General features: G+C 66.6%; 15 protein-coding genes and 1 tRNA gene. 9 read left to right on the top strand and 7 right to left on the bottom strand.

Going from position 1 to position 19,447, the window contains the following annotated elements:
* Nucleotides 1-65: 65 nt before the first annotated feature.
* The 5 genes from CK620_RS04410 to trmB all read left to right on the top strand — a co-directional run bounded on the left by CK620_RS04410 (nt 66) and on the right by trmB (nt 5,931).
* A complete protein-coding gene (locus CK620_RS04410) occupies nt 66-1,757 on the top strand; it encodes a M48 family metalloprotease (protein WP_095549285.1) in 1,692 nt (563 codons plus the stop codon).
* Nucleotides 1,758-1,875: 118 nt separating this feature from the next.
* Complete coding sequence (locus tag CK620_RS04405) at nt 1,876-2,949, top strand: GtrA family protein (protein WP_095549284.1); 1,074 nt, start codon at nt 1,876-1,878, stop codon at nt 2,947-2,949.
* A 44-nt stretch (nt 2,950-2,993) separates the two neighbouring features.
* The gene (gene radA, locus CK620_RS04400; RefSeq protein ID WP_095549283.1) at nt 2,994-4,379 is read left to right on the top strand and encodes a DNA repair protein RadA; all 1,386 of its coding nucleotides are present in this window, start codon (nt 2,994-2,996) and stop codon (nt 4,377-4,379) included.
* Between the two features lie 195 nt (nt 4,380-4,574).
* Entirely contained in the window at nt 4,575-4,976 is a 402-nt protein-coding gene (locus tag CK620_RS04395; protein WP_095549282.1) for a ComEA family DNA-binding protein, read from the top strand.
* 175 nt (nt 4,977-5,151) lie between these two features.
* Nucleotides 5,152-5,931, top strand: coding sequence for a tRNA (guanosine(46)-N7)-methyltransferase TrmB (trmB, locus tag CK620_RS04390; protein WP_095549281.1), 780 nt, complete (start codon nt 5,152-5,154; stop codon nt 5,929-5,931).
* Between the two features lie 37 nt (nt 5,932-5,968).
* Here the strand turns inward: trmB and CK620_RS04385 are convergent, their stop codons facing one another.
* From CK620_RS04385 to CK620_RS04365, 6 genes are all read right to left on the bottom strand, one after another.
* Nucleotides 5,969-6,382 (bottom strand): hypothetical protein, encoded by a 414-nt coding sequence (locus CK620_RS04385; RefSeq protein ID WP_095549280.1) that lies wholly within the window; start codon nt 6,380-6,382, stop codon nt 5,969-5,971.
* A 234-nt stretch (nt 6,383-6,616) separates the two neighbouring features.
* Nucleotides 6,617-8,047, bottom strand: a complete 1,431-nt coding sequence (gene lpdA / locus CK620_RS04380) for a dihydrolipoyl dehydrogenase (protein WP_095549279.1) — start codon at nt 8,045-8,047, stop codon at nt 6,617-6,619.
* Nucleotides 8,044-8,253 (bottom strand): hypothetical protein, encoded by a 210-nt coding sequence (locus CK620_RS13750; RefSeq protein ID WP_124856754.1) that lies wholly within the window; start codon nt 8,251-8,253, stop codon nt 8,044-8,046. Before CK620_RS13750 ends, lpdA begins: the two co-directional genes overlap by 4 nt.
* A 2-nt stretch (nt 8,254-8,255) precedes the next feature.
* Complete coding sequence (locus CK620_RS04375; protein WP_095549278.1) at nt 8,256-8,792, bottom strand: ATPase; 537 nt, start codon at nt 8,790-8,792, stop codon at nt 8,256-8,258.
* Between the two features lie 40 nt (nt 8,793-8,832).
* Nucleotides 8,833-10,059 carry a 2-oxoglutarate dehydrogenase complex dihydrolipoyllysine-residue succinyltransferase gene (gene odhB, locus CK620_RS04370; protein WP_095549277.1) on the bottom strand — a complete coding sequence of 409 codons (1,227 nt, stop codon included), beginning with the start codon at nt 10,057-10,059 and terminating at the stop codon, nt 8,833-8,835.
* A 106-nt stretch (nt 10,060-10,165) separates the two neighbouring features.
* Complete coding sequence (locus tag CK620_RS04365) at nt 10,166-13,048, bottom strand: 2-oxoglutarate dehydrogenase E1 component (protein WP_095549276.1); 2,883 nt, start codon at nt 13,046-13,048, stop codon at nt 10,166-10,168.
* 340 nt (nt 13,049-13,388) lie between these two features.
* Between CK620_RS04365 and CK620_RS04360 the strand changes: the two genes are divergently transcribed.
* Together CK620_RS04360 and CK620_RS04355 are read left to right on the top strand one after the other, a co-directional pair.
* A complete protein-coding gene (locus tag CK620_RS04360; protein WP_095542186.1) occupies nt 13,389-14,453 on the top strand; it encodes an AI-2E family transporter in 1,065 nt (354 codons plus the stop codon).
* A gap of 30 nt (nt 14,454-14,483) precedes the next feature.
* On the top strand, nt 14,484-14,975 hold the full coding sequence (locus CK620_RS04355) for a DUF4304 domain-containing protein (RefSeq protein ID WP_095549275.1): 492 nt from the start codon (nt 14,484-14,486) through the stop codon (nt 14,973-14,975).
* A gap of 2 nt (nt 14,976-14,977) precedes the next feature.
* Here the strand turns inward: CK620_RS04355 and CK620_RS04350 are convergent, their stop codons facing one another.
* Nucleotides 14,978-17,986: a DUF2339 domain-containing protein gene (locus CK620_RS04350; protein ID WP_095549274.1), complete on the bottom strand. Its 3,009-nt coding sequence runs from the start codon at nt 17,984-17,986 to the stop codon at nt 14,978-14,980.
* 162 nt (nt 17,987-18,148) lie between these two features.
* Between CK620_RS04350 and CK620_RS04345 the strand changes: the two genes are divergently transcribed.
* Both CK620_RS04345 and CK620_RS04340 read left to right on the top strand, forming a co-directional pair.
* A complete protein-coding gene (locus tag CK620_RS04345) occupies nt 18,149-19,021 on the top strand; it encodes an alpha/beta hydrolase (protein WP_238946013.1) in 873 nt (290 codons plus the stop codon).
* Between the two features lie 129 nt (nt 19,022-19,150).
* A tRNA-Gly gene (locus CK620_RS04340) sits at nt 19,151-19,226 on the top strand.
* The last annotated feature ends 221 nt before the right edge of the window (nt 19,227-19,447 follow it).

Raw genomic sequence — 19,447 nt, 5'->3', positions numbered from 1 at the left:
GCCCATGGCCATGGCCCGATGGGCGCGAATGAACCAAAATGCGGCACTTGCTATCGAAGGCCGCCATGAACAACACATCCCCCCGCGCGCAAGCGCGCAGCGCCATTTCCCCTCTTCTGGCCAGCAGCGCGCCGGCCACCTGGCTGCACAAGCGGCCCGGCCAAGTGGCACGGGCCCTGTGCCTGGCTGCGTGGCTGGCAGGTCTGGGCGGCTTGCCCGCCGGCCAGGCCAGCGCGCAGGCGCTGCCCTCGCTGGGTGAGGCCGACGGCTTCAGCGTCGGTGACGAGCGCCGCATCGGCGATCAGATCGCGCGCCAGCTCTACCGCGACCCGGACTACATCGACGACCCCGTACTGCAGGAATATGTGCAGGACATCTGGCTGGCCCTGATGCAGGCCGCGCGCAAGAAAGGCGCGCTGGACGATGCGCTGGGCGAGCAGTTTGCCTGGCGCGTGCTGCTGGGCAAGGATCGCAGCGTCAACGCCTTTGCCCTGCCCGGCGGCTACTTCGGCCTGCATCTGGGGCTGATCAATGCCGTGGACAGCCGCGACGAGCTGGCTTCGGTCATGGCGCATGAGCTCTCGCACGTCTCGCAGCGCCACATTGCGCGCCTGCACGCGCAGAACGCCCGGCAAACGCCGCTGCTGATTGCCAGCATGGTGCTGGGAGCCCTGGCGGCCAGCAAGAATCCGGACGCAGCCCAGGCCGTGGTGGCAGGCGGCCAGGCGCTGGCCATGCAAAACAGCCTGAGTTTCAGCCGCTCGATGGAACAGGAGGCCGACCGCATCGGCCTGGGCCTGATGGTCCCGGCCGGTTTTGACCCGGCGGGCTTCATCGGCATGTTCGACAAGCTCAGCCAGGCCAACCGCTTCAATGACAACGGCGCCTACCCTTATCTGCGCACCCACCCGCTGACCTCGCAGCGCCAGTCCGATCTGCAGGCGCGCCTGCCGCAAAGCCAGCCACGCCACGCCCGACCAGCCACGAGCATGGCCCATGCCATGGTGGTGGCGCGCTCGCGTGTGCTGTCGCTGGGCAAGGTGGACTTTCTGCGCTCGGCCGTGCAGAGCGCCCAGCCCCTGGCGCGCACCACTTCGCCCCAGCACAGCCCGGACGAAGCGGGCGCCGCCGCTGCAGACGCCGGGCGGCTGTACGCCGGCGCGCTGGCCGCTGCGCAGCTGCGCGATGCCGATCAGGCCAAGGCCCTGGCCGATGCGCTGTCCGCACGCAGTGCGGGCGATGCCGCCGCGCACCGGCTGGCGCAGCTGCTACAGCTGGAGCTGGCGCTGAGCCTGCGCGATGCCGCCTGGGCGCGCGCCGCTCTGGCGGGCATCGACAGCCGCCAGCGCAAGCGCCCAGAACTGTTTTTGCGAACTGCCTATTGGGCAGGGGCCGAGCAGCTCAGCGCGGCGGCTGAGCCCAGCGCTGCACAGGCCAGCGCCGAGCTGGCCGAGCTGGCCGGACAATGGCAGGGCTGGCTGCAAGAGCACCCGGACGATGCCGGCGCATGGCAGCAGCTCGCACGCATTTGGACGGCGCAACAGCAGCCCCTGCGCGCCATCCGCGCCGAGGCCGAGGCCCAGGCTGCGCGGCTCGATTACGCTGCCGCCATTGACCGCCTCAAAGCCGGGCAGCACATGGTGCGCCAACTGGGCCCCCAAGCCGACCATGTCGATGCTTCCATCCTGCAAAGCCGCCTGGCGGCCATTGAGCAACTGCACAAGGCCTCGGAAGAAGCGCTCAAACGGCTCAAGTGAGCCTGGCGCAGGCTGGCTACGGGCAAGCCCAGTTCCAGTATGATCGCCCGCCGCAGGCGCCACGGTTGCAGTGTCATCCAGGCGCAGTTGCCAGCCCCCCAGATCGACGGGCGCCGCCATGTCGCAAGACCTGAATGCCATCTGCCTCATCATTCCCGCCTACAACCCCGACACCAAGCTGTTGGGGTTGATTGATGCCTTGCGGGCCATGGGTTTTGGGCACATCGTGGTGGTCAACGATGGCTCAGGGCCGCAAAGCCAGGCCGTGTTCGCGCAGTTGGGCGCGCCGGTGCAGCTGCTGGTGCATCCAGCCAACCGGGGCAAGGGCGCAGCGCTCAAGACCGCATTCGCACACGTGGCGCAATCGCACGCCCAAAGTGGGGGGGGCACCGCCTGCCGCTACGTCATCACGCTCGATGCCGATGGCCAGCACCTGCCCGAGGACGTGCTGCGCATGGCCCAGATCGCGCTGGCGCAAGAGCAGGCCACGGTGCTGCTGGGCGCGCGCACCATGCCGCCGCACGCGCCGCTGCGCAGCCGTGTCGGCAACGCCTTGACGCGCTGGGTGTTCGGCAAGCTGGCCGGGCAACGGATTTCAGACACGCAAACGGGCCTGCGCTGCTTTCCCATCGGCTTGCTCGCGCAACTGCAGCAGCTGCAGGGCGAGCGCTATGAATACGAAATGCACATGCTGGCCCACCTGGTCAAGCAGCAGGTGCCGCTGCGCGAGCTGCCCATTGAGGCGGTGTATATCGAGGACAACGCCAGCTCGCACTTCAACCCGCTGACCGACTCGCTGCGCATTTACTGGGTGCTGCTCAAGGATTTGCTGCTCGGGGCCTGCTCCTTCGCGCTGGATGTGCTGTTGTTCATGCTGCTGCTGCGGCTGAGCCAGCAGGTGTTTTTCTCGGTGGTCGTGGCGCGCATCCTCTCGGCGCTGTTCAACTTTGCCGGCAACCGCTTTTTCGTGTTCCGGGGCCAGCACGTGCAGCCGCTACTGCCGCAGCTGATGGCCTATGCGGCCCTGGCCATCGCGCTGATGCTGGCCTCGGCCAGCCTGGTGCATTGGCTGGTGCATGGCTGGCAGCTGCCCCCGCTGCCAGCCAAGCTGGGGGTGGATGCGCTGCTGTATGCCATCTCCTTCACGCTGCGGCGCAGTTGGCTGTTTCGCGTGCAGCGCAATGCGCCGTAGCGGGCCATAGCTCCTGCCATCGACACTCCCTAACCCCACCTGCCATGGCCCGCGACAAAACCCTCTACACCTGCAACCAGTGCGGCGGCACCAGCGCCCGCTGGATGGGCCGCTGCCCGGCCTGCAATGCCTGGAACAGCCTGCAGGAAACGGCCGCCCCCGCCGCGCCGCGCGCCGAGAGCAAAAACCGCCTCTCGGCGGCGGCGCATTACGCCGGCACGGCCGCCGTGCAGCCCATCACGCCCCTGTCGCAGATCGAGGCGCAGGAGGTGGCGCGCACACCCAGCGGCATCGGCGAGCTCGACCGGGTGCTGGGCGGCGGCGTGGTCGAGGGCTCGGTGGTGCTCATTGGCGGCGACCCGGGCATCGGCAAATCCACTTTGCTGCTGCAGGCGCTGGACCGGCTGCAGCGCCAAGGCCTGCCCACGCTGTACGTCAGCGGCGAGGAAAGCGGCGCGCAGGTGGCATTGCGCGCGCGGCGCCTGGGCCTGCCCGACAGCCAGGTGCCCATCCTGACCGAAATCCAGCTGGAGAACATTCTGGCCTCGATCCAGGCGCACCAGCCGGCCGTGGCCGTGATCGACTCCATCCAAACCGTGTACTCCGACCAGCTCAGCTCTGCGCCCGGCTCGGTGGCGCAGGTGCGCGAATGCGCCGCACACCTCACGCGACTGGCAAAAAGCACTGGCATCGCGGTGGTGCTGGTCGGCCACGTCACCAAGGAAGGCACGATCGCCGGGCCGCGCGTGCTGGAGCACATGGTCGATACCGTGCTGTACTTCGAGGGCGACACGCACAGCAGCTTTCGCATGGTGCGGGCCATCAAGAACCGCTTTGGCGCCGTCAACGAAATCGGCGTGTTCGCCATGACCGAGACTGGCTTGAAGGGCGTATCCAACCCCAGCGCGATCTTTCTGAGCCAGCACAGCGAGCCCGTACCCGGCAGCTGCGTGCTGGTCACGCTGGAGGGCTCGCGCCCGCTGCTGGTGGAAATCCAGGCGCTGGTGGACACCGCCGGCCCCAGCGCGCGGCGCCTGTCAGTGGGGCTGGAGCGCGAGCGCCTGGCCATGCTGCTGGCCGTGCTGCACCGCCATGCTGGCGTGGCCACCTACGACCAGGACGTGTTCGTCAACGCCGTGGGCGGCGTGCGGATCACCGAGCCGGCCGCCGACCTGGCCGTGCTGCTGGCGCTGCACTCCTCACTGCGCTCGCAGCCGCTGCCCAAGGGCTTTTTCGCCTTTGGCGAGGTCGGCCTGGCTGGCGAGGTGCGGCCAGCCGCACGCGGTCAGGAGCGCCTGCGCGAAGCGGCCAAGCTGGGCTTTGACGTGGCCATCGTGCCCAAGGCCAACGCGCCCAAAAAGCCCATCGCCGGCCTGCAGGTGCATGCCGTCGACCGCATCGAGCAGGCGCTGGATTGCATCCGGCGCTGACCCCGGTGGTGCAAACAGGGCATATTGGCCCAGGCTGCGGCAAAACGGCATAGGGCATCTCCCAGTGCCCAAAGGCAGGGCTCGGCCTAGCATCGGCCTTGTTCCATGCGCTGCGTGGAATGAAGGGCCTGTGCGCACATGGCAGCGCCATGCCGCCACAGGGTGACAGCACATTCGCTGAAGGAGGAGAAACCCATGTTCAAAAAGCTTTCCATCCTGGCCGCCATCTGGTTCTGGCTGGTCAGCGCAGCCACCGCCGCGGTGGATGTCAACAAGGCCGATGCCCAAGAGCTGACTCAGATCAAGGGCATCGGCGCGGCCACGGCCGAGCGCATCATCGAAGAGCGCGCCAAGGGCCAGTTCAAGGACTGGGACGACTTCATTGCCCGCGTCAAGGGCGTTGGCGCCGCCAAAGCGCAAAGCCTCTCCGACGGCGGCCTGACCATTGGCGGCGCGGGCTACGCCCCGGCGGCAGCGCCCAAGCCCAGGAAAGGCAAGGCCGAGGCGACGCCAGAGCCCCAAGCCAGCACAGCGCCAGCGGCCAAGCCTGCAGCAGCCACGGCCGCGCCCTCCTCGCCCAACCAGAACAAGAAATGACCCTGCGGGCCTGACCGACTGGCTCAGCCATCCCCGCCGCGCCAAGCAAACCCATGGCGCTGCGGGGATTTTTGCCGTGCTGGCGCACGAAGTCGGCGCCCGAACAGGGCGCACACGGCAGACCTTGCCTTGCGGCACAATCGCGCCTTTTCCGCATGGCCTTCGCACTGCCTTCATGACCCAGCCCGACACCGCTCCGCCCAGCGCCGCCGCTGGCGACGACACCCCCCGCCCCGACGCCAACGGTGCCGCCGCACCGCCGGCGCACTTCAAGCGCATCCGCAGCTTTGTGCTGCGTGCCGGGCGCACCACCGTGGCGCAGCAAAAAGCCATCGACGCGCTGGGCGCGCGCTATGTGCTGCCCTACCAGCCCCAGGCGCTGGACTTCGTCCAGGCCTTTGGCCGCCATGCGCCCGTGGTCATGGAAATCGGCTTTGGCATGGGCGATGCCACGGCCAGCATTGCCCAGGCTCGGCCCGAGGAGAACTTTCTGTGCTGCGAGGTGCACACCCCTGGCGTGGGCGCGCTGCTCAAGCGCATGCAGGACGGCGGCATCGACAACATCCGCATCGTGCAGCACGACGCCGTGGAGGTGCTGCAGCACATGGTGCCGCCCGCCAGCCTGGCCGGGGTGCACATCTTCTTTCCGGACCCGTGGCACAAGAAGCGCCACCACAAGCGCCGCCTGATCCAGCCTGATTTCGTGGCCTCTCTGATGCCGCACCTGGCCTCTGGCGGCTACATCCACTGCGCCACCGACTGGGAGGAATACGCCCACCAGATGCGCGATGTGCTGCAGGCCCATGCCGAGCTGGTCAATCTGGGCCAGTTGCCCGAAGGCTTTGCCCAGCGCCCCTGGTACCGCCCGGTGACCAAGTTCGAGCAGCGCGGCCTGCGTCTGGGCCACGGCGTCTGGGATGTGCTGTTCCAGCGCCCCAGGTCAGGGCAGGCTTGACTGCCGTGCGCTCAGGCGGCCCGCGCTGGGCCGCGCATCACCAAACGTCTTCGTTGTACTGGTCATAAATGACCACGCCCGGATAGTTCTCGCGCACGAACTCGCCAATGTTGATGATCTCGTCGGTAAAGCGGCGATCCGGGTCATCGCCAAAGCCGATGGCCAGCTCCTTGTTGTAGGACAGGAAGTTCTCGGGCAAGGCGGTTTTCTTCTTCAGGATTTTTTGCAGCCTGCTCAGGCTGAGCGTCATATCCTCTTGCGCTCTGATATTGAAGCGCACCCGCCAGCCGTCCTTTTCCAGAATGACCCGCGTGATGGCCGGGAACTCCAGTGTTTCTGTGAAAACCCTGTACTCCTTGATCCACGGGAATCTCTGCTTGAGATCGTCCATGAGCGAATCGTTGTCAACGCTGCCTGTTGGGTCGTACAAAAGGGCGAACAGATTGAACATGGTGCACTTTCAGAGCTTCAGCCATTGAGCCAGTGACATCGGGCAGGCGACCGCCATGTGCGTGGCCTGCACGAGGCTGGCATTGTCCAGAATCCGGGCAAGGCCTGCAACACCTTGATGCGCACCCCGGCCCCAGGATGGCAGACCACACAACGCAAACCGCCCGCCATGACGGGCCGGGCATCGGCACAATCATGGCGGGCGGCAAGGCCAGGGCCCTAGCAGGGCAAGCTCTTAGAAGTTGAGCGCGCGCTTGTCCACGGCCAGCGCGGCTTCCTTGGTCACCTCGGACAGCGTGGGGTGGGCATGGCAGATGCGGGCGATGTCCTCGGCGCTGGCCTTGAATTCCATGGCCATCACGGCCTCGGCAATCAGCTCGCTGGCCTGCGGGCCAACGATGTGCACGCCCAGGATCTCGTCGCTCTTGGCGTCGGCGATGATCTTCACCAGGCCGGTGGTATCGCCCAGCGCGCGGGCGCGGCCATTGGCCAGGAACGGGAAGCTGCCGGCCTTGTAGGCCACGCCATCGGCCTTGAGTTGCTGCTCAGTCTTGCCCACCCAGGAGATTTCCGGGCTGGTGTAGATCACGTAAGGGATGGTGTCGAAGTTCACATGGCCGTGCTGGCCGGCGATGCGCTCGGCCACGGCCACGCCCTCCTCCTCGGCTTTGTGCGCCAGCATGGGGCCGCGCACCACATCGCCCACGGCCCAGATGCCGGGCACGCTGGTGCGGCAATCGCCATCGACGACGATCGCGCCGCGCTCATCGAGCTGCAGGCCCACGGCTTCGGGCTTGAGGCCCTCAGTATGGGGCACGCGGCCGATGGAGACGATGAGTTTGTCCACCTTCAGGCTTTGGGCCTGGCCTTTGGCGTCGGTGTATTGGATGGTCGCGCCGGTCTTGCTGGTTTTGACTTCTTCGACTTTCACACCCAGCTCAATCTTCAGACCTTGCTTGTCGAAAGCCTTTTTGGCTTCTTTGGCGATGGCTTCGTCTGCTGCGGGCAAGAAGGCGGGCATGCCTTCGAGCACGGTCACGTCCGCGCCCAGGCGGCGCCAGACGCTGCCCAGCTCCAAGCCGATGACGCCCGAGCCAATCACGCCGAGCTTTTTGGGCACGCTGGCAATGTCCAGCGCGCCATCGTTGGAAAGCACGACGTTTTCATCGAACGGCACGCCAGGCAACGCGCGCGGGCTGGAGCCGGTGGCGATGATGATTTGCTTGCCGGTCAGGGTTTCGGGCTTGTCGCCGCTGACCTGGATTTCGAAGCCGCCTTCAACGGCTTTGGTGAAGGAGGCCAGACCGTTGAAGAAGCTGACCTTGTTCTTCTTGAACAGGTAGAGGATGCCCTCGTTGTTCTGCTTCACAACCTCGGCCTTGCGCGCCAGCATGCGCGCCACGTCCATGCTCAGCTTGCCGGTGCTGATGCCGTGCTCGGCAAAGTGCTCGCGCGCATGCTCGAAATGCTCGCTGGACTGCAGCAGCGCCTTGGAAGGGATGCAACCGACGTTGGTACAGGTGCCGCCAGGGGCGGGCTTGCCGTCCTGGGTTTTCCAGGCATCGACGCAGGCCACGCTCATGCCCAGCTGGGCCGCACGAATGGCTGCGATGTAACCGCCGGGGCCGGCGCCGATGACGATGAGATCAAAAGAGGTGGTGCTCATGGTGTGAATTTGGGGGGGATGGGCTCGGGGAAGTGGATTTTGACGATCTGGCCGTTTTTCTCAAACACCATCGCCGTGTTGGTTTGCCAGGCGATGCGGCAGGCGTTTTCGTAGGCACGTTGCAGGGCGCGCTCAATGCCAGCACGATCCATGGGCGGGGATGTGCGGGTCACTTCAGACGTCGCTTGGGCAGAATAGGAAGTCATGGCTAGCCGCTTGAATCTAGAACGGTGTATGGCGTCTGGGAAGTATCAATCAGCATCCAGTGATCTACCAGCGATTTGTAGATGCGCTCGAAATGCTCCTTGCCTGCATGAAAGCGACGCTCGATGGTATCGGCAGGAATGCTGTGCCCGCCTTGCTTCACACGTTGCGCCACACGTTCAATGGCCAGAGCAGCCGATGGCAGTTGCAAAAAAACCAGCTCTACGCGATAGCCCATGGCTTGCCATTGGGGAATCAGGCGCGCATACATTCTGCCGCTGAGCGTGGTTTCCACTGCAAAGCCTTCGCGCTTTTGCACGCATTGCTGGATGTGTTGCAGCATCAATTTACCGGCTGCAACGGCTGCTAGTTCAGGCGCAAAAGGCGACAGGCCTGCCGCGATCAAGTCGGCATTGATGTAGGTGGGGCAAGACGCTTCTGCGGGCAGATATTCTTTGGCAAACGTCGTTTTCCCCGCCCCATTGGGGCCAGCCAGGATGATGATCTTGGGTGTGTTGCCTGCCACAGCTGAACCGGGCATCCAGAGCCGGCGCCAAGGCCTGGCTCTGGATGCAGTGCCATCACAGATCGAACAGCAAGCGGGCCGGGTCTTCCAGCGCGTCCTTCATGGCCACCAGCGACAGCACAGCTTCGCGGCCGTCGATGATGCGGTGGTCGTAGGACAGGGCCAGGTAGTTCATCGGGCGCACCACGACCTGGCCGTTTTCGACCACGGCGCGCTCCTTGGTGGCGTGGATGCCCAGGATAGCCGATTGCGGCGGGTTGATGATGGGGGTGGACATCATCGAGCCGAACACGCCGCCATTGCTGATGGAGAAGGTGCCGCCGGTCATTTCCTCAATGCTGAGCTTGCCTTCCTTGGCCTTGGCGCCGAACTCGGCGATCTTCTTCTCGATGTCGGCAAAGGAGAGCTGGTCGGCGTCGCGCAGGATGGGCACGACCAGGCCGCGCGGCGATCCCACGGCGATACCGATGTCGAAGTAGCCGTGGTAGATGATGTCGTTGCCATCCACGCTGGCGTTGACGATGGGGTATTGCTTGAGCGCATGCACCGCAGCCTTGACGAAGAAGCTCATGAAGCCCAGGCGCACACCGTGCTGCTTCTCGAACTTGTCCTGGTACTTCTTGCGCAGCTCCATGACCGGGGCCATGTTCACTTCGTTGAAGGTGGTAAGGATGGCGTTGGTGGCCTGCGATTGCAGCAGGCGCTCGGCCACGCGGGCGCGCAGGCGGCTCATGGGCACGCGCTGTTCGGGGCGCTCGCCAGCGACGGCCTGGGCCACGGGCGCGGCGGCGGGCTTGGCCGCAGCCTTGGCAGCAGGGCTGGCGGCCAGCGCGTCGCCCTTGGTGACGCGGCCATCCTTGCCGGTGCCGGTCACGCTGGCGGCGTCGATGCCTTTTTCGGACAGGATCTTGGCAGCGGCGGGCATGGCCACGCCGGCCTTGCTGGCCGAAGCTGGCGCTGCGGCCGCAGCAGCAGGCGCCGGGGCTGCCGCTGCAGGTGCGGGGGCCTCTTGAGCGGCAGCGGGCGCAGCGGCGGCCTGGGCAGCGGTGTCGATGCGGGCGATGAGTTGGTCGGAGGTGACGGTGGCGCCGTCGCCTTCGACGATTTCGGCCAGCACACCGGCCGAGGGCGCAGGCACTTCGAGCACGACTTTGTCGGTTTCGATTTCGATCAGGATTTCATCGGCGGCGACGGCCTCGCCGGCCTTTTTCTTCCATTGCAGCAGCGTGGCCTCGGAGACGGACTCGGACAACTGCGGGACTTTGACTTCGATGACGGCCATGGGAATGTCTCTTGTGGGGTTCGGAGGCGAAAGGGGATGGGGAGATGAGAAGCGAAGAATAAGCCAAGGCTGCCGGCCTGTGCAGGGCGGCAGCCTTGGCTGTGTGTCATTTGGTCAGCACGAAGCCCTTGAGCTTGGCAAACGCGGCGTTGACCAGGGCCTTTTGCTGCTCCTGGTGCAGGTGGGCGTAGCCCACGGCCGGCGAGGCCGAGGCGGCGCGGCCGGCGTAGCCGAGCTTCTGGCCGTCGAGCATGTTCTCGTGGATGTAGTGCTGCACGAAGAACCAGGCGCCCTGGTTCTGCGGCTCGTCCTGGCACCAGACGATTTCCTTGGCGTTGGGGAAGCGCTTGACCTCGGCGCCAAAGGCCTTGTGCGGGAAGGGGTAGAGCTGCTCAACGCGGATGATGGCCACGTCGTCGCTGCCCAATTCCTCGCGCTTTTTCACCAGGTCGTAGTACACCTTGCCCGAGCAGGCAATCAGGCGCTTGACCTTGGCGGCCTTGGCCAGCACGGCCTCGTTCTGCTCGCCGATGACGGTGCGGAAGCTGCCGTCGGTGAACTCGGAGATGGGCGAGGTCGCGTCCTTGTTGCGCAGCAGGCTCTTGGGCGTGAAGATCACCAGCGGGATGCGCAGCGGGCGCAGGATCTGGCGGCGCAGCAGGTGGAAGATCTGGCTGGCCGTGGTGGGCTGCACGATCTGCATGTTGGTGTCGGCCGAGAGCTGCATGAAGCGCTCGATGCGCGCCGAGCTGTGCTCGGGGCCCTGGCCCTCATAGCCGTGCGGCAGCATCAGCGTCAGGCCGTTCAGACGCCCCCACTTGACCTCGCCCGAGGCGATGAACTGATCCACCACCACCTGCGCGCCGTTGAGGAAGTCGCCGAACTGCGCCTCCCAGATCACCAGCGAATGCGGGTCGTTGGAAGCATAGCCGTACTCGAAGCCCAGCACGGCCTCTTCCGAGAGGATGGAGTCGATGACCACGAACGGCGCCTGGTTCTCGGCGATGTGCTGCAGCGGGATGTACACGCCCTCGTGGTAGTTGGCGCGCTGCTGGTCGTGGATTACCGAGTGGCGATGGCTGAAGGTGCCGCGACCGCTGTCCTCGCCCGAGAGGCGGATCGGATAGCCGCTGGCCACCAGCGAGGCAAAGGCCATGGCCTCGCCCATGCCCCAGTCCACGGGCATTTCGCCCCGGCCCATGGCAGCGCGGTCGTTGTAGACCTTTTTCACCAGCTGGTGCGGGTTGACATGCTCGGGCAGCGTGGTCAGGCGCTCGGCCAGGCGCTTCCATTCAGCCAGCGGGATGGCGGTGTCGGCCTCGTCGGTCCACTTGCGGTTCAGGTACGGCGACCAGTCCACGGCGTACTGGCGCTTGAAGTTGGTCAGCACCGGATCGATGGTGTGCTTGCCCGCCTCCATGGCGGCGCGGTAGGCCTTGACCATCTCATCGGGGCCCTCGGCAGGCAGCACGCCCTGGGCGATCAGGCGCTCACCGTAGAGCTTGCGCGTGCCTGGGTGCTCGGCAATCTTGCGGTACATCAGCGGCTGGGTGAGCATGGGGGTGTCCTGCTCGTTGTGGCCCAACTTGCGGAAGCAGATGATGTCCACCACCACGTCACGACCGAAGGTCATGCGGTATTCCAGCGCGAGCTGTGTGGCCAGCACCACGGCCTCGGGGTCGTCGGCGTTGACGTGCAGCACCGGGGCCTCGACCATCTTCACCACGTCGGTGCAGTAGAAGGTCGAACGCGTGTCGCGCGGGTCGGAGGTGGTGAAACCGATCTGGTTATTGATGACGAAGTGCACCGTGCCGCCAGTGGTGTAGCCGCGCGTTTGCGACATGGCCAGCGTCTCCTGCACCACGCCCTGGCCGGCGATGGCCGCATCGCCATGCACCAGCACGGGCAGCACCTGCTTGCCCTGCGGGTCGCCGCGACGGTCCATGCGCGAGCGCACCGAGCCCTCGACCACAGGATTGACGATTTCCAGGTGCGAGGGGTTGAAGGCCAGCGTCAGGTGGATCGGGCCGCCGGAGGTCGGCACATCGGAACTAAAGCCCTGGTGGTACTTCACGTCACCGGCGGGCAGGTCCTCGGGGGCGGTGTGCTCGAACTCGGCGAACAAGTCCTTGGGCATCTTGCCCAGGGTGTTGACCAACACGTTCAGACGGCCGCGGTGCGCCATGCCGATGACCACTTCCTGCACGCCAGCCACGCCGGCGGCGTCGATCAGCGCATCCATGGCGACGATGAAGCTCTCGCCACCTTCGAGCGAAAAGCGCTTCTGGCCAACGTACTTGGTGTGCAGGTAACGCTCCAGGCCCTCGGCAGCCGTCAGGCGTTCGAGCACGTGGATTTTTTCCTCGGCGTTCAGCTGCGGGTTGGTGCGCGCGCTCTCGAGCTTTTCCTGCCACCAGCGCTTTTGCGCCTGGTCGGTCAGGTACATGTACTCGGCGCCGATGGTGGTGGTGTAGGTCTCGCGCAGCGCGTTGAGCAGCTCGCGCAGCGTCATGGTGTCCTTGCCGAAGAAGGTGTTGCTGGTGTTGAACACCGTCTCCAGGTCGGCGTCGCTCAGATCGTAGAAGGCCGGATCGAGCTCAGGGATGTGCGGGCGCGGATTGCGCTTGAGCGGATCCAGATCGGCCCAGCGCTGGCCGACGTTGCGGTAGGCGGCGATGAGCTGCTGCACGGCTGTGCGCTTGCGGCCCAGTTCGGTGTCGGCGCCGCTGGCCACCACCACCTGGGTGTGGCCCTGGCGGGCGCGCTCGGCAAAGGCGTTGATGACTGGCAGGTGCGGCACGTCGCGGGTGAGCGAGCCGTCGGCGGCAGGCTGGTTCTGCAGCGAGTCGAAATAGCTGCGCCAACCATCGGGAACGCTGGTCGGATCGGCCAGGTAGTTCTCGTACATCTCCTCGACGTAAGGAGCATTGCTGCCAAACAAATGGGTATTGCCCTGGTATTGGGTGTACAGGGTCGATGAATCGCTCATGATCCGCAGGACCTCCGCACTTCTGCGAAGTGCATTAGCTGGTTTGAGAAACCTTCCGCGACACGGCTTGACCGGTTGGCGGATGCGACAGTGGCGTTGGAAGGCGCCGAAAAAACCCCGACATTGTGCCACTGCTGCCCGCCGCGGGCTGCTGGCACGCGGCTTTTGCCCCCACCGGTGACCATGCCAACCTGCCAGCTGCGGCCAAACCACAACAGACAACAGCCGGCGCCAGGCTTTTGCCCGCTGCCGCGCAGGGCGCGGCGGGTACGTATACAGTGGCGCTCTTGCCTCTTCATACGTGTACGCATCCGCGTATGCGCATCGACACCTGCCCACCATGGATAAGCCCACCCTGCACAGCCGCGCCTTTCTGGCCATTCTGATCGCCGTGACGATCGCCTTCTTCGTGCTTTTGCGGCCGTTCTACAGCGCCATCTTCTGGGCTGCCACGCTGGCCGTGCTGTTCTGGCCTGTGCATCAGCGCATCCTGGGGCACATGCCTACGCGGCGCAATCTGGCCTCGCTACTGACGCTGCTGGTGTGCCTGCTGGTGGTCATCCTGCCGCTGCTGGGGGTGCTGACCTCGCTGGTGCAGGAGGTGCTGGCCTTCTATGGGCGCATCAACCGCGAGGGCAACGACTTCCAGCACTACTACCAACAAATCGTCGCCGCCGTGCCCCAGCGCGTCTGGGATCTGCTCTCTCGCCTGGGGCTGGACAGCTTTGCCGACATCCAGCCCAAGCTCATGGCGGCGGCCAACCAGCTCGCCCGCGTGCTCTCGGCCCAGGCTGTGAACTTTGGCCAGAACACCCTGCAATTCGGCCTGGCCTTCACGCTGATGCTGTACCTGCTGTTCTTCTTCTTCCGCGATGGTGCGGGGCTGATGGCGCTGGTGCGCCACGCCATTCCAATGGACAAGCGCTACTCCCGCCAGCTGAGCAGCAAGTTCAGCGCCGTGGTCAAGGCCACCATCAAGGGCAACATCGTCGTGGCGGGCGTGCAGGGTGTACTCGGCGGCCTGATGTTCTGGGCCATGGGCATCCAGGGGCCCATCCTCTGGGGCGTGGTCATGGGCGTGCTCTCGCTGCTGCCGGCCGTGGGCGCTGGCCTGGTCTGGGGGCCGGTGGCCATCTACCTGCTGGCCACGGGCTCGCTGCTCAAGGGCGGCATCATGATTGCCGTGGGCGTGGGCGTCATCGGCCTGGTGGACAACCTGCTGCGCCCCATCCTGGTGGGCAAGGAGACCAAGATGCCCGACTACCTGGTGCTGCTCTCGACGCTGGGCGGCATCTCGTTGTTTGGCATCACCGGCTTCGTCGCCGGCCCGGTCATCGCCGCGCTGTTCATGTCCATCTGGGCCATCTTCATCACCAAGAAGGAAGAAGGCAGCCTGGGGCGATGAGCCCTGGTTCAAGAAATCGGGAGGGACCCCATGAGCGCCATCAGCCAACGCATCGACGCCATTGTTCGTCAGGCCCTGGCACAGCCCCTGAAAGAGCGGGGCTTCGAGCGCCAGGGGCGCAGCTTTCGCCGCGCCGAAGGCGGGGGGCGCATCGCCGTGCTGCAGGTGCAGGGCAACAAATGGAACTACGGCGACAGAGGCCGCTTCACCGTCAACCTGGGCATCTGGCAGCCCATGCCGGGCCAGCCGCTGCTGCAGCGGCCCAAGGAATACGAATGCCAAACGCGCCAGCGCATCGGCTTCTTGCTGCCCGAATACCGCCAGGACCATTGGTGGCAGCTGGACGCACATACCGACGACGCAGCCATGGCCCAGGCACTGCGCCAGGCCGTGCTGGAGCATGGCCTGCCCTGGTTCGAAGCCCAACGGCCGCCCGCAGTGACGCCGCTGGCCGAAGGCTGGCTCACCCGGCTGCGCCGCTGGCTGCAGCAGCGCATGCGGCGCGGCCAGCGGGGCGACTGAAATCAATCATCTACGGCCTCTGCATGGGCCGCGCTGGCGCGCTCGCGTGGCGGCGCCGGGGCCAGGTAGCCCACCACCACGCACAGCAGGCCATAGCCCATGAACGAGGCAATGCCCCACAGATTGCCCAGGTGCTGGCGATCGAGCAGCACCAGCTTGAGCAGCACCGCGCCCATGACCAGCAGGCCCAGCGTCCACAGCGGCCGCGAGCGCCGGCGCGAGCCCTGCACCCAGGCAGCCACTGCCAGCGCCCCCCACAGCAGCGTCAACACCGTCTGCGCCAAGGCGCTGTGCAGCAGGGCCGGCAGCGTCCAAGGCACGCCGGCCCAGTGATGCACGGCCGCCAGGGCGGACTTGCTCAGCCACAGCAGCGCCAGCAAAGCCCCCAGGCCGTAGGGCTGCCCGCCGCCCTGGCCTGCCAACCAGGAGGCCCGGCGCGGAATGACGCCTGCGCCTTGCTGCGGCCACCACAGCCGCAGCGCCAGAGCCAGACTGGCCAGCAGCACCAAATCCTGCGGATTGAGCACCGGCAACCACGGCAGCGGCGCAGGCCGGCCTGGCAGCAGCAGGCCGGGCAAAGCCACCAGACCCAGCGCCCACAGCGTGCAGCGCGCCAGCACCAAGGGCCAGTGGCGCGCCGCATCTGGGGCTGCACCTGGCACGGCAGCGGCCCTGGCGGGCGCAGCGGATGCAGCAAGCGCATCAGGCCCAGCGCCATAGCCCAGCCATTGCGGCGCACGGATTTGCAACAACGCCAGGCCCAGCGCAGGCGCCGCCACCAGCAGCAGCGCCCAGCCCTGCAACAGTGCGCCATCCGGCCCCAGCCAATCCTCGCCGGCCTGCCACAGCCACAGCGTGGCCGCCAGCAGGGCGTGCAGCCACCAGGCGGTATTGGCCTGTGCGTGCCAGGCCCGCACCGCGCGCCCCTGGGCTGGCTCGCCCATGCGGATCGGTCGCGCAGGCCCCAGCCAGTGCAGCACGGCACGGCTGCCGGCCAGGTACATCGCCAGCGCCAGCGCCATCCATACCGAATGTGGCCGGTACCAATGGCTCGGATCCATCAGCCAATGCAACATGGGCCCGGCCAGGCCCAGCAGCAGCGCCGTGCGCGCCAGCACTGGCAATGGCAGGCTCCAGCGGTACACGGCCGCCGCCGCCCAGCCCAACAGGACCAACAGCATCAGGCGCAGGGCCTCGGCCGTGCCGCCGCCGCTGTACAGCGCGATCTCACGCAGGCCTGCACCCAGCAACTCCAGCACGCCCAAGATCAGCAAGCCCAGCGCCCAGCGGTCGTGCAGGGGGCGCTGGCGCCAGCGGGCCAGGCACCAGGCCGCGGCCAGCAGCGTCAGCGCCAGGAACACCGTGGTCGCAAACCAGGGGTTGAGCACCGGCCAGGCCAGCTGACCGGCGGCCATGCCCTGCCCAATACCAGCCCCATCGTTGCGTGCCTGCTGCAATGCCAGCCAGGCCAGCACGTGCAGCGCCAGGCCCAGGCCTTGCAGCAGCGGCTGGCGCTGGCGCAGGCCCTGCCAAAGCAAGGCCAGCGCCAGGCTGGCCCAGGCCACGCTGGTGGCCTGGGCCGAGAACGCCAGCGGCACGGTAAGCGCGGCAAAACCCGCGCCCAGCACGGCCCAGTCGCGCACCAGCGACCGCAGCCGCGCCTGGTAGCGCAGACCATAGGCCAGCGCGCCATACAACAGGCTGGCGGCCAGCGCCACCGCAGCCAGCGGGCGGCGCTGGCCTTCGAGCAGCACCGCCTGCAGCACAAAGGCCGCCAGCGGCGCGCCATACACCAGCACGGTGTCGATCCAGCGCCAGCGCTGCTGAACCGGGCCGTGGTCCCGCCAGGCAGACCAGGCTGGCAAAAGCAGGTACAGCGCGAAAAACAGCGCCAAAAACGCCTGCGCGCTGGCTTGCTGGGGCAAGGGCCAAGGCTGCGCCGTCAGCCACAAACCGAAGAAACCGAACGTGAAGCCAAAGCCCAGCAATTGCAGCGGCTGCCAGGCTCGCCCCAGGCAGATGGCAAAAATCGCCGCATTCAACGCCGCGTAGTAACTGAACAGGGCCACATGACTGCCGCCGCTGCTGAGCCACAGCGGCGCCAGAAAGCCGCCCAGCACGCCAAACATTGCCAGCGCCAGCGCATCCTGGCGCAGGGCCAGCCAGACCGTCAGCGCCAGCGTGGCCAGCGTGCCCGCCAACGCCGCGCCGGCAGGCCACAGGCCATACAGGCGGTAGGCCGCAAACCAGGTCAGCAGCAAGATACCCAGAGCGCCGCCTTGCACCGTCAGCGCAAAACCGCGCCGCGCCTGGCGCTGGCGCCAGCCAAACCACAGGCCCGCCACCGCCGCCGCCTGCACGCCCAGCACGCGGGCCCACATCGGCAACTGCACCCATTGCTGCTCATGGGCGTAGCGCAGCAGCGCGGCCACGCCGGCAAACAGCACCAGCATGCCCACCTTGACGGGGACATTGCCCGTGCTGAACCAGTGCCGCAGCCAGGCCACGACCCCAGCGGATGCCGTGCTGCCGGGCGGCTGGCTGCGCTGGGGCTGGCGCTGGCGCTGGCGGGGCGGCAAATCGCCCCACAGCGCCTCTTCGGCCTGCGCATCGCGCAGCGCGACCGCATCGGCGCTGGCCTGCTCAAGCGGCGCAGCCGCCAGGGCCGCAGTCTCACGGGCAGCCGCTGCCGCCCACAACCTGGCCTGGGCAGCCAGACTGCCTTGCGGCCCATCCGCTGCCTGCTGCGCCGTGGCGCTGGCTGCCGGTTGGGCTGCGGCGTCGGGCCTCGGGGCGATGGTGGCGGTAGCGGCGGGGTTGGCAGCGGCGGGGGTGGGCTCATGCGCCGTCACAGGCGCGGCAGCCACTGGGCCAGCGCCGGCCATCAGGCGTTGCTGCAAGTGCTCGATCTGGCGCTGCTGCTGCTGGCTGCGCTGTTCCAGCGCACGCACCTGGCGGCGCAGTCTGTGCAGGCTCAGGCCGATGAACAGCAACACCAGGGGCAAGGCCATGAGCAAGCCCCCGAAAAACAGTTCTATCCATGGATCCATCGGGCCTCCCCCTGATCGACTGCTTGGTAATTGGCGCCCGCCAGTGTAGGGCCTGCATGCGCAGCCCCGGCCAAAGCGGCATACTCGGCAGCCTTGCCTTCTTCAGCACAGACACGTCACGCCATGAACGACTCCAACACCATGCCCAGCCTGTACCGCGACCTGGCCACGCAAGAGGCCATCGACCAAGCCTACAACCCCTCGCTGGGGCTGGATCTGGGGGCCATCGTGCAGCACTTCGAGACGCAGTCTGAGCGCGCGCGCCAGAACTGGCGCTACATCCCGGACGTACCCTACGGGCCCACGCGCGAGGAAAAGCTCGATATCTTCCCCGCCGACCGCCCCGATGCGCCCGTGCTGCTGTTCATCCACGGCGGCTACTGGCGCTCGCGCTGCGCGCGCGACTTCAGCGCCATCGCCCAGGGCCCGCGCGAGCTGGGCATGACGGTGGTGCTGATCGACTACGCCCTGTGCCCCAAGGTCACGCTCGATGAAATCAGCCGCCAGGCGCGCGCCAGCCTGGTCTGGGTGCGGCGCCACATCGCGCAGTACAACGGCGACCCGGGGCGCATCACGCTGGCCGGCCATTCCGCCGGCGCGCACCTGGCGGCCATGTGCCTGCAAACGCCCTGGCAGCGCGACTACGGCCTGCCCCAGGACTTGGCGCGCGCCGCACTGCTCATCAGCGGCATCTACGACATTGCCCCGCTGCGCTACAGCTACCTGCAGCCGGCCATCCAGCTCGACAGCGGCATCATCGTGCGCAACTCGCCCATGTTTGGCGTGCAGCCCAGCCAGGCCCAGGCCCTGCTGACCTGGGGCGCAGACGAAAGCAGCGAGTTCGCCCGCCAGTCGCAGGACTTCCTGGCCCAATGGCACGGCGCTGGCAACCAAGGCAGCGCACTGGCCCTGCCTGGCGCCAACCACTACACCGTGCTTGACGGGCTAGGCCGCGCCGACAGCGCCCTGTGCCAATGGCTGGCGCAGCATGGGTGAGAACCTGTTTTGAGAACCCGTTTCGGGCAGGCGCAAAAAAATTTTCACATTTCACCGAACAGGCCAAAAAACACCCCTATAATCTCGGCTTTCGCTGATGCGCACACAAGCTGTGTGGCATTGGTCGATGCGGGAATAGCTCAGTTGGTAGAGCGCAACCTTGCCAAGGTTGAGGTCGCCGGTTCGAGACCGGTTTCCCGCTCCAAATTCAAACAGTCGCCAACGGCGGTTGTTCAATGAAAAAAGGGCCTTGCAGGCCCTTTTTTCATGCGCGTGCCAATGCACAGGCCCTGCGCCCGCCCTGACCTGCCCAGGCACGGATGTCCTCCCCCAACACCCCATAGAATCGCGCCTTTGCTGGCTGACAGATGCCCTGCGCCAGCTCGCTGCCGCTTCGCCCGGTGGCGCCACCACGCCCCATTCCGC

It is taken from the genome of Vandammella animalimorsus (assembly GCF_002285285.1).
Classification (GTDB): domain Bacteria; phylum Pseudomonadota; class Gammaproteobacteria; order Burkholderiales; family Burkholderiaceae_C; genus Lampropedia; species Lampropedia animalimorsus.
Note: the sequence above shows the minus strand (reverse complement) of the source record. Positions and strands in the feature narration are given on the sequence as shown.

Coding starts and splice junctions, on each gene's coding strand:
- CK620_RS04410 (WP_095549285.1), top strand. CDS start 66: ATGAACAACACATCCCCCCGCGCGCAAGCGCGCAGCGCCATTTCCCCT.
- CK620_RS04405 (WP_095549284.1), top strand. CDS start 1,876: ATGTCGCAAGACCTGAATGCCATCTGCCTCATCATTCCCGCCTACAAC.
- radA (WP_095549283.1), top strand. CDS start 2,994: ATGGCCCGCGACAAAACCCTCTACACCTGCAACCAGTGCGGCGGCACC.
- CK620_RS04395 (WP_095549282.1), top strand. CDS start 4,575: ATGTTCAAAAAGCTTTCCATCCTGGCCGCCATCTGGTTCTGGCTGGTC.
- trmB (WP_095549281.1), top strand. CDS start 5,152: ATGACCCAGCCCGACACCGCTCCGCCCAGCGCCGCCGCTGGCGACGAC.
- CK620_RS04385 (WP_095549280.1), bottom strand. CDS start 6,382: ATGTTCAATCTGTTCGCCCTTTTGTACGACCCAACAGGCAGCGTTGAC.
- lpdA (WP_095549279.1), bottom strand. CDS start 8,047: ATGAGCACCACCTCTTTTGATCTCATCGTCATCGGCGCCGGCCCCGGC.
- CK620_RS13750 (WP_124856754.1), bottom strand. CDS start 8,253: ATGACTTCCTATTCTGCCCAAGCGACGTCTGAAGTGACCCGCACATCC.
- CK620_RS04375 (WP_095549278.1), bottom strand. CDS start 8,792: ATGCCCGGTTCAGCTGTGGCAGGCAACACACCCAAGATCATCATCCTG.
- odhB (WP_095549277.1), bottom strand. CDS start 10,059: ATGGCCGTCATCGAAGTCAAAGTCCCGCAGTTGTCCGAGTCCGTCTCC.
- CK620_RS04365 (WP_095549276.1), bottom strand. CDS start 13,048: ATGAGCGATTCATCGACCCTGTACACCCAATACCAGGGCAATACCCAT.
- CK620_RS04360 (WP_095542186.1), top strand. CDS start 13,389: ATGGATAAGCCCACCCTGCACAGCCGCGCCTTTCTGGCCATTCTGATC.
- CK620_RS04355 (WP_095549275.1), top strand. CDS start 14,484: ATGAGCGCCATCAGCCAACGCATCGACGCCATTGTTCGTCAGGCCCTG.
- CK620_RS04350 (WP_095549274.1), bottom strand. CDS start 17,986: ATGGCCTTGCCCCTGGTGTTGCTGTTCATCGGCCTGAGCCTGCACAGA.
- CK620_RS04345 (WP_238946013.1), top strand. CDS start 18,149: ATGAACGACTCCAACACCATGCCCAGCCTGTACCGCGACCTGGCCACG.